General features: G+C 39.3%; 10 protein-coding genes. 4 read left to right on the top strand and 6 right to left on the bottom strand.

What is annotated here, in order from left to right:
• Nucleotides 1–11 precede the first annotated feature (11 nt).
• The gene (locus tag AY601_RS21680) at nucleotides 12–2,867 is read left to right on the top strand and encodes a M16 family metallopeptidase (RefSeq protein ID WP_068405038.1); all 2,856 of its coding nucleotides are present in this window, start codon (nucleotides 12–14) and stop codon (nucleotides 2,865–2,867) included.
• A 52-nt stretch (nucleotides 2,868–2,919) separates the two neighbouring features.
• On the opposite strand, the gene AY601_RS21675 is transcribed toward AY601_RS21680, so the two are convergent.
• Nucleotides 2,920–4,452, bottom strand: a complete 1,533-nt coding sequence (locus AY601_RS21675) for a glycoside hydrolase family 10 protein (protein WP_068405036.1) — start codon at nucleotides 4,450–4,452, stop codon at nucleotides 2,920–2,922.
• Nucleotides 4,453–4,666: 214 nt separating this feature from the next.
• Between AY601_RS21675 and AY601_RS21670 the strand changes: the two genes are divergently transcribed.
• Nucleotides 4,667–5,575 (top strand): hypothetical protein, encoded by a 909-nt coding sequence (locus AY601_RS21670; RefSeq protein WP_068405035.1) that lies wholly within the window; start codon nucleotides 4,667–4,669, stop codon nucleotides 5,573–5,575.
• Between the two features lie 23 nt (nucleotides 5,576–5,598).
• Here the strand turns inward: AY601_RS21670 and AY601_RS21665 are convergent, their stop codons facing one another.
• The 4 genes from AY601_RS21665 to AY601_RS21650 all read right to left on the bottom strand — a co-directional run bounded on the left by AY601_RS21665 (nucleotide 5,599) and on the right by AY601_RS21650 (nucleotide 11,318).
• The gene (locus tag AY601_RS21665; RefSeq protein ID WP_068407810.1) at nucleotides 5,599–9,294 is read right to left on the bottom strand and encodes a sensor histidine kinase; all 3,696 of its coding nucleotides are present in this window, start codon (nucleotides 9,292–9,294) and stop codon (nucleotides 5,599–5,601) included.
• 61 nt (nucleotides 9,295–9,355) lie between these two features.
• The gene (gene fabD / locus AY601_RS21660) at nucleotides 9,356–10,240 is read right to left on the bottom strand and encodes an ACP S-malonyltransferase (RefSeq protein ID WP_068405034.1); all 885 of its coding nucleotides are present in this window, start codon (nucleotides 10,238–10,240) and stop codon (nucleotides 9,356–9,358) included.
• An 18-nt stretch (nucleotides 10,241–10,258) separates the two neighbouring features.
• A complete protein-coding gene (gene folE / locus AY601_RS21655) occupies nucleotides 10,259–10,894 on the bottom strand; it encodes a GTP cyclohydrolase I FolE (protein ID WP_068405032.1) in 636 nt (211 codons plus the stop codon).
• A gap of 13 nt (nucleotides 10,895–10,907) precedes the next feature.
• Nucleotides 10,908–11,318: a 6-carboxytetrahydropterin synthase gene (locus AY601_RS21650; RefSeq protein WP_068405027.1), complete on the bottom strand. Its 411-nt coding sequence runs from the start codon at nucleotides 11,316–11,318 to the stop codon at nucleotides 10,908–10,910.
• A 138-nt stretch (nucleotides 11,319–11,456) separates the two neighbouring features.
• On the opposite strand from AY601_RS21650, the gene mqnB reads away from it, so the two are divergent.
• Both mqnB and AY601_RS21640 read left to right on the top strand, forming a co-directional pair.
• Nucleotides 11,457–12,107: a futalosine hydrolase gene (gene mqnB / locus AY601_RS21645; protein WP_068405026.1), complete on the top strand. Its 651-nt coding sequence runs from the start codon at nucleotides 11,457–11,459 to the stop codon at nucleotides 12,105–12,107.
• A 34-nt stretch (nucleotides 12,108–12,141) separates the two neighbouring features.
• Nucleotides 12,142–12,993, top strand: coding sequence for a menaquinone biosynthesis family protein (locus AY601_RS21640; RefSeq protein ID WP_068405024.1), 852 nt, complete (start codon nucleotides 12,142–12,144; stop codon nucleotides 12,991–12,993).
• Between the two features lie 11 nt (nucleotides 12,994–13,004).
• On the opposite strand, the gene AY601_RS21635 is transcribed toward AY601_RS21640, so the two are convergent.
• Complete coding sequence (locus tag AY601_RS21635) at nucleotides 13,005–13,385, bottom strand: hypothetical protein (RefSeq protein ID WP_068405022.1); 381 nt, start codon at nucleotides 13,383–13,385, stop codon at nucleotides 13,005–13,007.
• Nucleotide 13,386 lies beyond the last annotated feature (1 nt).

The raw sequence follows: 13,386 nt of genomic DNA, 5'->3' as shown, positions 1-13,386 counted from the left end.
ATTAAACCCTTATGTATAAAAATATCATCCCGATCATCGGATTAGCTGTGCTTGCCGCAATTAATAACCCAGTATCAGGACAACAAAAGACTACAAAACACCAACCAGCTGCTCAGCAGAAAGCCCGCACTGGAAAGCTAATCCCCAATGATCCGGCCGTTAAAATCGGCAAATTACCCAATGGACTTACTTATTATATCCGGAAAAATGTGGAGCCTAAAAACAGAGCTGAGCTCTACCTGGCTAACCGCATCGGTTCTTTAATGGAAAATGACGATCAGTTAGGGCTGGCTCATTTTACCGAACACATGGCTTTTAACGGCACAAAGGATTTCCCTAAAAATGAAATTATCAATTATCTGCAAAAAGCAGGCGTACGTTTTGGCGCTGATTTGAATGCTTATACTTCATTTGACCAGACCGTATATCAATTGCCAATTCCAACTGACAGTACTGAACTTTTCCATACTGGTTTTAAAATTCTGGCCAACTGGGCAGGAAAAATCTCTATGGATGGAAATGAGATAGATAGAGAAAGAGGCGTAATCATTGAAGAAGATCGCCAGAGCGGTAAAAATTCCGGAGAGCGGATCAGAAAGCAATTGCTTCCAATCATGCTTAAAGATTCCCGTTACGAAAACAGGCTTCCTATCGGAAAACTTGAGCTGCTAAAAACTTTCACACACGATAAAATCAGAAACTTTTATGCAGACTGGTACAGACCAGATTTGCAAGCAGTGATTGCTGTAGGAGATTTTGATGTGAATGAAGTAGAAAAATTAATTATTGCCAACTTCTCCGGTTTAAAAAATCCAGTCAAAGAAAAGGAAAGATTAAATTATGATCTTCCGGATAACAAAGCACCATTAGTTAAGATTATTACGGATGCAGAACAACAATACAATGTAGCTTCGGTCACCTGGAAACAACGTGGGAACATCTTAAAAACGACAGCAGATCAAAGAAAAAATGTTATTTATAGCATGATCAACTCCATGTTGTCTGCACGTTACCAGGAAATTCTGGAAAAAGACAATGCCCCATTCTTATTTGCACAAGGTTCCTTTGGGGGTTATCAGGGAGGTTTAATTCCTGAAATCAATGCTTTTCAAACAAGTGCCGGTGCAAAATCAGGAAAAGACCTGTTGCAAGCATTTACCGCAGCAGTTGCCGAGAGTGAACGCGCTGTTAAATTTGGTTTTCTGCAATCAGAACTTGATGTAGTTAAAAAGAACATTGAAGCCGGGAATGAAATCTTATTGAAAGAGAAAGACAAAACTTCGTCTGCTGCATTTGTAGGAGAATACCTGAGTAATTTTTTAACCGGATCAGCAATTGGCTCCATTGAGTTCAACTATGCAAACACGAAAGAAAACCTTAGAACAATTACCCTGGCCGAAGTCAATGCACTGGCAAAAACACTGATTACCAAAGAAAACCAAATCGTCATTGTCACAGCCCCTGAAAAGGAAAAAGCAAACCTTCCAACCACAGCTCAACTGCTTGCCGCTTTGGACAATGCCTCAAAAAATCTAAAGCCTTATGTGGATAACGCTGTTAACAAACCGCTGCTGGCACAAAAACCATTAGCCGGAAAAGTGATTGCAGAAAAGAAATTTGAGGATATCGGGGTTACACAATGGACACTGAGCAATGGTATAAAAGTTTTACTGAAGCCAACAGACTTCAAAAACGATCAGATTCTGTTCAGCTCTTTTTCTAAAGGAGGGACTTCATTAGCAGATCCGAATGATTATCAATCTGCTGATAATGTAGGGATCATTACTCAAAGTGGTTTAGGTGACTTTAATCCTTCACAACTCAACAGGCTTTTAGCAGGGAATACGGGTAGTGCTGGTGCTTATGTAGGCGAATTGTATCAAGGCTTTAGTGGAAGTGCCGCACCTAAAGATCTGGAAAATGCACTACAGATGATTACTGCTTCGGCCTTGAACCCGCGTAAAGACAAAGAGATTTTTAACAAGGCGATCAGCGATGCTAAAGTAAGTCTGGAAAATAAAGATGCAGATCCTGAAAGCGTTTTTGCAGACACAGTACAAGCTGTACTTTCTTCTTACAACAAAAGAAGCATGCCTTATACCTTAACGGATATTGATAAAATCTCTCTGGACAAAGCTTTCTCTTTCTATAAAGCACGTTTTGCGGACCTGGGAGAACAAAGCTTTGTGTTTGTGGGCAACTTTGACCTGAACACTATTAAACCGCTTATAGAGACTTATATTGCCAGTTTACCGACCTTGAATAAAAAGACTGATTATATAGATCTTGGCTCCCGTACGCCAAATGGCCTGGTGAGTAAAACAGTTTACAAAGGTTTAGAAGAAAAAGCGAGTGTTCAGCTCTACATTCACGGTGACTATGACTATACCACCTCAAACAATGTACAGCTTGATGCTTTAAGCAGTGCATTGGAAATTAAAATACTCGAAAGATTGCGCGAAAAAGAAAGCGGGGTTTATTCTCCGGGCGTTTCACTGAGTGTGAATAAATACCCAAAAGCACATTATTATTTTACCATCTCTTTCAGCTGTGCACCAGCGAATGCAGAAAAATTGATTGCCGCAGCACTGGACGAAGTAAAAACGATAAGGGCCAATGGCGTAACCGCTCAGGACCTGGCGAAATTTAAGTCTGAGGTACAGCGTCAGCAGGAATTAAATCTGCGTAACAATGGATACTGGCTTGGTTATCTGACCACCAGACTTAAATACGGGGATGAGCTGGATCAGTTGCTGACTGCAAAAGAAAGACTCAGCGAAGTGACCATTGAATCTTCTAAAACGAATGCGCAAAAGTATTTAAAACAGGATAACTATATCCGGATGGTCTTAATGCCGCAGAAATAACAAATAAGGTACTAACCAAAAGCGGACATGATTTGATTCATGTCCGCTTTTTTTATTTAGTCTCGACCCCTACCGGGCCACTTGCATCGCTCTCATTTTTCAACCTGTCAAGCGCTGTAACGAGATAAGTATATCTTCTTCCTTTAATAGTATTGGTATCCAGAAAGGACGGAATATCATTGAAACTGATTTTAACAATATTCTTAGGGTTAACCACGCTGATTTTTTCTCCTTCATCAAACCGGTAAATTACATAGCCCGAAGCCGTTTCCCCATCTTCAGCTCTTAATGGGGCTGACCATTTAAGCTGTACACCCACACCTACCGCCTCAGCAGTTAAACCTTGTGGTATGTTTGGTACAATCTCGTCCAGCCATGGCATTTGTGGAGGAAGTGCCGGATATTTGTATAAATCATTCCTCAGAGAATCTGCAGTTGCCCTTGCTACTGTAGAAAATGATTTGGAACTAAAGAACACACTTCCCTGCACCCGGTTATTCTCCCGCATATATCTGATCTGGTCCGGAATCTGACTTGGGTCTCTCCATGCTGCTTCCATGCGTTGGTTCATCAGGTAAGCAGCCTGTCCGATATAAAGGTGTCTGCCGTAAGTATTGTTACTCCACCAGTCTACTAAAGTATCAAACGGTGCAGCTTTCCTGGTAAAACTGAAATAGACCTGTGGATTGATATAATCTACCCAGCCTTCTTTAATCCATTTCCTGGAATCGGCATAGAGTTCAGTAAAGTTAGAGAGACCGTGTGTTTCAGATCCTTCCGGATCTTCTTTCCTGTTTTTCCAGATCCCAAATGGACTGATCCCGAATTTCACATACTTTTTATAATGGTGAATACTATCATCCAGTTGTTTAATCAGCAAGTCAACATTATTTCTTCTCCAATCATTCAGATTCGTAAATCCATTGGAGTACTTGCTAAAGGTAGCGCCGTCATTGATACGCTGCCCCGCAATAGGATAAGGATAAAAGTAATCATCAAAGTGAATTCCATCTACATCGTAACCCTTAACCACATCCAGAATAACTTGCACTATATATTCTCTGACCTCAGGTAACCCCGGATCGAATTGTTTCTTTCCACCATAAGTAAAAAACATATCCGGCCTTTTTTTGGTCATATGATCTTCACTAAAGACCGTATTTGCACTCATACTTGCCCGATATGGGTTAAACCATGCATGCAACTCCATGCCACGGAAGTGTGCTTCTGAAATTGCAAACTCCAAAGGATCATATCCAGGACTTGGCGCAACACCTTGTTTACCCATTAGCCATTGACTCCAGGGCTCTCTTGATTTACGGTAGAATGCATCGGCTGCTGGCCTCACCTGCAGCATAATAGCATTCATTCCGTTTCTTTTATGCTGATCAAGCAGTGCAATGAGCTCCTGCTTTTGTTCATCCACACTAAGGCCTGGTCTTGAAGGCCAGTCAATATTCGTAACAGTTGCAACCCAAACCCCTCTGAACTCCCTTTTTGGAGCAATTTTTGCTGCTGTTTGTGCATAGATAAAAATTGGGGTAATTAAAGTTGTTAGAATTGCAAAAACAATCTTTTTCAGCATTATTGGTTCTTTTGGTAGTTTAAATTTAAAATAAATGTGGGGACGTAATACTCAATTTTACGCTCCAACGTTAGCAATTAAACGATTTTTTTTTAGCTCTCATACAATTTGAATCATTTTTTTACCAAAAATTATATTATTTACCCTATGTTCGTTTTTTTATCAATAAGTATCATGACCAATTCGACAAAGAAACCTCAATTTTTGATTTCAAATGTTAGACCGTAAAGATCCCGTAAATAAAGGAGACCGTAATAAAATATATTTTCTAATTGTAGTAATCGTGGCCTTATTAGGTACAAACGCCTTTTTATATTTCAAAGACAAATATGAAAAGGAACGTTTCGTTACAACCAATACAGAGAAAGAAAGACTAAAACTGGAAGTAGAAAAGATAGAGGTCGAATTTGATAAGGTCAACACGATGAATGTTGCGCTGACTGAAAAGCTTCAGAATGAACAGAAACTCGCCAGAATAAAAATTTCAGCACTTAAACAATCTTTACAAAAAGGACAGGTAACTCAGGCAGAACTCACAACCGCCCAGACAGAACTTAAAAAATTACGCGCATTTTTAACAGACTATAAAGATGATTTCACCCGCCTGGAAAAAGAGAACTCTTTTCTTAAAGCTGAAAGAGACAGCCTGGTCAGATCAGTAACTACGGTATCTGCCAAAGCAAATGCGCTGGAAAAGAAAAATTCAGAATTAAATGCCAAGGTAAAAAGTGGGGCTGCTTTAAAGGCTTTCAATGTAGCCCTTGCTGCGTTTAAGGTTAAAAACAATGGTAAGAATGTAGAAGTAGACAAAGCTTCAACTGCTAAAAAACTAGTCACTTATTTTAATATCATTCCTAACGAACTGGCAACAAAAGACTATCACAAGATATATATCCGTGTTTTTGATCCTTCAGGAAATCTGATTGCGGATGAACAGAATATGTTTGAAGCAGAAGGTCAGGAAATGCAGTATAGTGATATGATTACTATTTCTTATAACAATGACGCAACGGCTTATACTATTGAATGGGTAAATCCAAGAGCTTTTGTGAAGGGTACTTATGCGATCCTGCTTTATGCAAATGGCTTTACGATGGGGAAAGCAGCCATTACGTTAAAATAATTTAAACCTGCTCTCTAGTATATTCATGCCTGTACCTGAACAAGTGGGAAACTCAGGTAAAAGGTAGTTCCGGTATCGGTTACCGATTTGAAGTCTATAGTACCACCTGCATTCTCTACTGCCTGTTTCACAAAGGCTAAACCTAAACCTGTCCCAGAAGATTTGGTGGTAAAATTAGGGACGAATATTTTTGGCTGCAAGTCAAGATCGATGCCTTTTCCGTTATCTTCAACGTCCACCCATACATAGTGCTGATCGTTGGTAATTTTGATAAAGATCATACACTTCTCTTTCATATTTGCAGCCTCTATTGCATTCTTCATCAGGTTATTGAACGACCGCAGCATCTGATCTTTATCGCCCTGTATCAGCACTTCTTTATTGGTTAGGTTAGAAATATAGATTTCTACATTTTTAGTGTTGACAAAGACATCTCTTGTTTGTTCAATAATTGGGATGAGCTTTAAATTCTCCAGCTTGGTATCCGGCATTTTAGCAAAGTTAGAAAACTCCGAGGCAATGGTCGCCAGGCTATCAATCTGCTCTACAAAAGAGCGGTAGAAACGCTCAAATTTCTGTTCAAAATTAGGATCTTTCTCTTTCCATGATTTCTCCAGCAATTGTACACCTAATTTTAATGGAGTAAGTGGGTTTTTGATTTCATGTGCAACCTGTTTGGCCATTTCCCGCCATGCACTCTCCCTTTCGGATTTAGCCAGCTTGACCGCACTCTCTTCCAGCGCAGCAATCATTTTATTATATTCTTTAATCAGTGAACCTATCTCATCGTGACGTGACCAGATAATAGGTTGATTTTTCTGTCCAAGTTTAGTTTTTCTGATACTTTCCTGAATAAAAGTTAACGGGCTCGTAATCTGGTTAGCCAGGAAAACTGCCAGGATACCAATAGCCACAAAAACCAGGGCATATATATTAATTAATGTATTGATAAACAACCCGATTTTTGACTGGTAATCGGCTTCATTTCCATAGTATGGCAAACCGATATAAGCTACAGTCTGATTTTGTGCGTTACGGATCGGTGCATAGGCAGAGGAATATTTAAATTCCCCAATTGTTTCCTGAGGATTTGAATATTCCGACCTTTGAACCTGCTTGAGGTAGATATAGGCTTTAGGCTCCATCTTAGTGCCTATAATACCGTAATCATACATCTTAGGCAATGAAGTGAATAACAAGTTCCCATCTGTGTCAAACAAGTTTAAATAGGCAGAATTGATATCGGCAAACTGGTTGAAATTAATCACGGCCATATCTGTGGCTTCTGGTATGCCGGTGCTGAATATCTGCTTCTCATAAGAAAGCTGGACTTTCCGGATTTTTTCTCTGATAAAGTCTTCTTGCTGTTTCCTGTACTCATCGCGGATATAAAAGAAAGTAGACCAGCCAACAATCAGTAAGGTGGCTACAACCGAAAGCACAATAGACAATTGTATACGCGTTTTATATAAAATCTTATTCGCATTGATCATCAAAGAGCGGTTGATATTAAACCACCCTCCCCAGCTCTTATCAATGTTCTTCAATAGCCAGATCAGCATATACAAAGCCGCAGAAAAGATAATAAACATCAGGAAGAAGAAAGATAATGCAGCAAGCCTGACAATATAATTCACCTTCTCTTTGCTGATCACAATGATTTTAGAGTTACTAGCAGAATAGATCAGGTGGCTATAACCTAATTTAGGCTCATTCATAATTACGGGCTCACCGTAAACACCTTTAAACTCTGTATTGGCTATTTTATAAGTGTACTTTCCAGCCTGCTTAATCAGCTTATTGTTGTTATAAAAGGCAAAAGAATAATTACTGTAATCTTCATCATTTTTCAATTTACCATCGATCAGGATCTCAGGAAACTGGCTGTTATAATTGTATTGTTGTGACTTCAGCTCGATGACCAGCGTGCCCAGAATATGGTTATCGTCAAAAATTGGAATGATCCCGAAGTAATTCTGGTAACCAAAGGTATCGTTCAGACGGTAAAAGAAGTTCGAAATCTTTACAGAACCAGATTTAACCAGGTTTTGATAGTGTTGCAATGACCGGTCTTCTCTTACAGCAAGCGTAGAATCAGTGGCATTAAATTCATAAAAGTTATATTCAAATGGGGCTAAATACCCATCCAAAAAGGTTTTGATAATATAGTTCTGTAACGCAAGGTGCCGGTTTGATCCCGGGCTTTTAAAATAATCAGTAATGAATAAATCATTGGAGATTCCATTGCCAAGGCTTTCAATTGAATTAATGACTTTAGGATCATCTGAAGACTGCAGTTTCTGCGCAATTACATACCGGTTGCTTCGTTCCTTAATATCATTAAATTTCAGATATTTAATAGAGGACACAAAGGCAAGACAGAAAAAAACAGCAGCAAAAACACCTATGGAAAACTTATTCTTCTGAATATAGCTATTGTAAGAAATGATAAACAGAAATAAGGCATAGGCGATAAAGAAAGCTGTAAAATCTGTACATAACATATAGACGAAATACAGAGCAAACATTGTCAGGAACAGAATCAGCCTTTCTTTATTGCTGACATTCAATTGTCTGGTTAGTTCTATACAGATATTGGCCAATAAATAAACATTAAACCAAACCAGGCAAAGAATGATAATACATACCCAGCTTAACCAGCTCAGATTGATAATATTGGTAATATCAAAATTGATCTTGGAATTATAAATAAGACCAAAAAAGACCTCGTTCATCAAAAAGGCAATGCCAGAAAACAGCAGCAGCAGCAACACATGAAAGAATACACCCGCAACTTTACTCCTGATCATCCACTGTGGAAGCTTATACGCATCTTTATAAGTAAACATAAAGAGTACAACCCAGGTAATGGATAATACATTGAGCAGAAAATCTCCAAGAGAGGGTAAAAAGAAACTTTCTGCATAAATAGCAGGGCTGAAAATTTCGAGGCTGAACTGGTGGTTATACCATCCGTATTCCAGATCCGTAACCCTTACGCCTAAAAAAAAGGCAATAAGCAACAGTGTAGCCGGAATCAGATAACCTCTTTTGGCCAGCCGCGAACAAAATGAATTGACAAAAAGGGCGAAACTGAATAAACCGACTATCCAGAGCCAGATTTGTATCGTAGAGTAAACGCTCTCTGTGTAATTAGGCTTGAGTTTGACCTCAAACAGCAATTTACCATCGAGGTTCATAATGCCGTTCACCTGTTCATCCATAAAGGAGGCCAGGGCAAGGGAATTAGAAGAAGATAATTCTTTTACAATCCCGTTTTTAAGATACCGGTTCTGAATGCTGAACTGATCTTTGACATCAATCAGAAAGATCAAAGTATAACTTCCTTCTGTTTTTTTTATGGCTTCATACCAGCCGTTGGCTAGTTGCAGAAAGGAAGAGCCTTCTTTTACCTTATTCAGGTTTGGTGGTATCGCTTTATAGGAACTCCAGAATTTAAGGACGGAATGGTCGTAGGTCAGAATATTAATTCCTTTGGCACCAAAGGAACTAATATAATTCAAAGCAAATGTTTCATTCAGGTGAAATTGCTTGGCCCTTTCAAGCTGTTGCGCATCTGCTAAGAAATCATATACGGTCTGTTCATTTAAGGCAAGGTTTTCCTGAAGTTTACCTGCCTCATGTTGCAGGAGGTCTTTTTCTGTTATAGAGTGTTTTAACGATAATGCAGTAGCTATACAGCATATCCCCAGAATCAATAAAAGAAATCTAATTTTACCCCCTATATTCACGCCGGCTGCTTTAGTTAGTAATTATTAATTAAACAGGGACTGCGGCCGAACTCGTTTGCGCTTCTCTGCTTACTTTTTTAACCAGGCCTTGTAATACTTTACCAGGTCCTACTTCTATAAACTCATCGGCTCCGTCTGCCAGCATACGTTCTACTGTTTGTGTCCATCTCACCGCACCTGTCAATTGTGTGATTAAATTAAATTTAATCTTTTCAGGATCTGTTTGTGGTCTTGGATCAACATTCTGGTAAATCGGACATACCGGAGGCAGAATTGTAGTGTTTTCTATGGCTTCTTTCAGTTCGATTCTTGCTGGTTCCATTAGCGGAGAGTGAAATGCACCACCTACATTTAATTTTAAGGCTCTCTTTGCCCCTGCTTCTGTTAGCTTTGCACAGGCAATATCGATACCTTCTATACTGCCGGAAATAACTAACTGGCCCGGGCAGTTGTAATTTGCAGCGACGACTACTTCGTCAATTTCTGCACAGATTTTCTCTACTACATCATCTGCTAACCCTAAAATTGCAGCCATAGTTGAAGGCTGTAATTCACAGGCTTTCTGCATCGCATTTGCGCGTGCAATCACAAGTTTCAATCCATCCTCAAAGGAGATTGCTGAGGCAGCAACCAAGGCTGAAAACTCACCTAACGAGTGTCCTGCAACCATATCTGGTTTAAAATCATCTCCTAAAGATTTGGCAAGGATCACCGAGTGCAGGAATATGGCAGGTTGAGTAACGCTGGTTTGTTTCAACTCTTCTTCAGTACCCGAGAACATGATGTCGCTGATGCGAAAGCCAATAATATGATTTGCTTTTTCAAATAATTCTCTGGCCATTTCAGTTTCGTACAGTTCTTTACCCATACCTGAAAATTGCGCGCCTTGCCCTGGAAATAAATATGCTTTCATTTATATTATTATTGTTTTCTAATGTAACCGTGCTGTTATTAACCTCAAAAACTCTGCCCTCGTTTTATCTTTGGCAAATTCTCCTGTAAAAGCTGAGGTTGTTGTCACTGAATTTTGTTTTTGTATCCCTCTCATTGCCATACACAAATGCTGGCATTCGATCACTACCGCTACTCCTGCAGGGTTTAAAGTTTCCTGGATACAATCTCTGATTTCATTAGTCAGTCTTTCCTGCACCTGTAATCTTCTTGCAAAAGCATCAACTACACGTGGAATCTTACTTAAACCAACAATATGGCCATTTGGAATATAAGCGATATGCGCTTTTCCAAAGAAAGGCAGCATATGATGTTCACACATAGAATAAACCTCAATGTCCTTGACCACAACCATCTGGCTGTAATCTTCTTTAAACATTGCCGAACGCAAAATTTCAGCTGGTTTAATAGCATAACCATGGGTCAGATATTGCAATGACTTAGCCACACGCTCAGGTGTTTTTAATAAACCCTCACGCTGAGGATCTTCTCCCAGCTGAGTCAATATATCTGTATAGTGACTGGAAATAGAAGCTGTTTTTGCTGTATTGTAACGATCTATTTTAACATACCCTTCGTTTTCTTCATCGAAGGCATCTTGTGTATTATTTTCCATGTATATCGTGTGATTAACCGAAGTACTCTACAAAGTTGTTTTCAGTTTCGTAAATTTTAACGCAATGCAATATTGCACCACCTTGTTGAATATGTGGCAGTAATTGGTCCCAAACTGCAATCACCAGGTTTTCTGTTGAAGCCAGTTTGTCTTTCATGAAATCTACATCCAGATTGAGATTTCTATGGTCAAGTTTGTCAATGATATGCTCATTGATAATTTCTTTCATCCATTTCAGGTCAACTAAAAAACCTGTTTCCGGGTTTATTTCTCCCTTTACGGTAACAAATAGCTGATAATTATGACCATGCCAGTTAGGGTTGGCGCATTTGCCAAAAACTTCCAGGTTATGATCATCTGACCAGTCTGGTCTTGCTAATTTATGTGCGGCGTTGAAAGATTCTTTGCGGGTTATATAAATCATATTTCAGTAATTGACCGCAAATATACGAAGACTATCTAAAAACAAGCAAGGTATGTTCTGGCTCAGCCGTTTTACCGCAGCGCAAACTCGTTAGCGGGTTTACGGTCAGGTAAATTCATTATTTTGTAACTTCGTTAAATGAAGATACTGGTAGTTGCAGCAACAAGGGCCGAATTAGCCGGCTGTTGTACGGTTTTTGAGCTGGCAGAAGGAAATTTTATAGAAACCCCTCATTTTGATCTTTTAATTACTGGCGTAGGAATGACAGCTACCGCATTTGCAATGGGCCAGCATTTATCCGCAGCTGGGCAGTATAAACTGGTCATTAACTTAGGAATTGCAGGCTGTTTTGACCGAGAAATCCCTTTAGGCAGCCTGGTTAATATTGTGAGTGACGAGTTTTCAGAATTAGGTGCAGAAAATAAAGATGAATTTCTGACCATTGATGAGCTGGGTTTTGGAACAGGTAAATATAATGGGAAAGCTATACCTTCATCTGCTAATTTACCAGCGCTGCTACCCGGTTTACCAGAAGTAAACGGGATTACGGTGAACAAAGTACATGGCAATAAGGAAAGTATCCAGGTCATTACCAACCGTCTTCATCCGGTTACCGAAAGTATGGAAGGTGCTGCTGTATTTTATTGCTGTACACAGCTGAATATCCCCTGTATTCAAGTGCGCAGTATTTCCAATTATGTGGAAGAAAGAAACCGCGACAACTGGAAAATAGGATTGGCTATCAAAAATCTGAACGATTGGGCAATTAAATTTTTGACAAACAGTTAACCAAGCGGCTACTGGAACTCCTTACATTTACCACATGAAACTTTCACTCGGCTTTTCTCCTTGTCCAAACGATACTTTTATTTTTGACGCATTAATTCATCATAAAATTGATACAGAGGGCCTGGAGTTCGAAGTATTCTTTGATGATGTAGAAACCTTAAATCAAAAGGCATTACGTTCAGAACTGGATATTACGAAGCTGAGTTTTCATGCTTTTGCGCATGTAGCAGAAAAATATGCATTGCTGGATGCCGGAAGTGCATTGGGCTTCGGAGTTGGCCCTTTATTAATTTGCAAAAATGAAGATTTAATTGGCAGTGAACGCTTAACGCAAAAAGATTCTACTTTGAGTGTGGCTATTCCCGGCGAACTGACTACTGCAAATTTCCTGTTGGGCATTGCTTTTCCCAATTTGCTCAATAAACAGGTAATGGTTTTCTCAGAGATCCAGGATGCCCTGTTAAATCAGCGCATTGATCTTGGTCTTATTATTCATGAGAACCGTTTTACCTATACAGAAAAGGGATTACATAAAATAGTTGACCTGGGTAGTTACTGGGAAGAACTGACAGGCTGCGCAATCCCGCTGGGAGGCATCGTAATTAACCGTAAACTTGATCACGGGATACAGCTGAAAGTAAATCGCCTGATCCGTAAATCTGTAGAATTTGCTTTCCAAAACCCAAAATCAGGAATTGACTTTATTGCTGCCCATGCACAGGAAATGGAAGAAGCAGTCATGTATAAACACATCGATTTATATGTCAACAAATATTCTGTTGATTTAGGTATTGAAGGCAGAAAAGCGATAGATATCCTGTTCAAAATGGCCCGGGAAAAAGGAATTATCCCTGAGATTAATCAAACCCTTTACGTAACTAATTAATTATCAGAATGCTATTGATTGCAGGGGCCGTCAGGAATTTCACGTGTAATTTTAATCAGTTTAGTCACAACTAAAGTAGAGTCAAAATCTGCTGAGACCACCAGGCTGTCCGATTTAATGGCGTGACATTCTGCCTCAATATAAACAGGCTCGTAAGGTTTCTCAAAATTGAATTTACTATACCCCAGCTCTAACGTTTTAGAACTATCAGCAACCCAATATTCCCTGCCCTCTTCACAGTCTGTAAAAGACTTTATTTCCGGGCCATAGCTATACAATCCCTTGATTATTCTGGTTTTACTTTTTTGAGTCTCTGTGCCGGTATGGTTACAAGCTGTAAAAGCAATGGAAAGGACGAATAATAATAGAAATGTATGTTTTAAGGAATTCATG

It is taken from the genome of Pedobacter cryoconitis, from assembly GCF_001590605.1.
GTDB lineage: Bacteria > Bacteroidota > Bacteroidia > Sphingobacteriales > Sphingobacteriaceae > Pedobacter > Pedobacter cryoconitis_A.
This window is presented reverse-complemented; position numbering and strand designations above follow the sequence as displayed.

What these genes read in the sequence shown, in the direction of transcription:
- AY601_RS21680 (WP_068405038.1), top strand. Translation starts at nt 12, where the DNA reads ATGTATAAAAATATCATCCCGATCATCGGATTAGCTGTGCTTGCCGCA.
- AY601_RS21670 (WP_068405035.1), top strand. Translation starts at nt 4,667, where the DNA reads ATGTTAGACCGTAAAGATCCCGTAAATAAAGGAGACCGTAATAAAATA.
- AY601_RS21675 (WP_068405036.1), bottom strand. Translation starts at nt 4,452, where the DNA reads ATGCTGAAAAAGATTGTTTTTGCAATTCTAACAACTTTAATTACCCCA.
- AY601_RS21635 (WP_068405022.1), bottom strand. Translation starts at nt 13,385, where the DNA reads ATGAATTCCTTAAAACATACATTTCTATTATTATTCGTCCTTTCCATT.
- AY601_RS21640 (WP_068405024.1), top strand. Translation starts at nt 12,142, where the DNA reads ATGAAACTTTCACTCGGCTTTTCTCCTTGTCCAAACGATACTTTTATT.
- mqnB (WP_068405026.1), top strand. Translation starts at nt 11,457, where the DNA reads ATGAAGATACTGGTAGTTGCAGCAACAAGGGCCGAATTAGCCGGCTGT.
- AY601_RS21650 (WP_068405027.1), bottom strand. Translation starts at nt 11,318, where the DNA reads ATGATTTATATAACCCGCAAAGAATCTTTCAACGCCGCACATAAATTA.
- folE (WP_068405032.1), bottom strand. Translation starts at nt 10,894, where the DNA reads ATGGAAAATAATACACAAGATGCCTTCGATGAAGAAAACGAAGGGTAT.
- fabD (WP_068405034.1), bottom strand. Translation starts at nt 10,240, where the DNA reads ATGAAAGCATATTTATTTCCAGGGCAAGGCGCGCAATTTTCAGGTATG.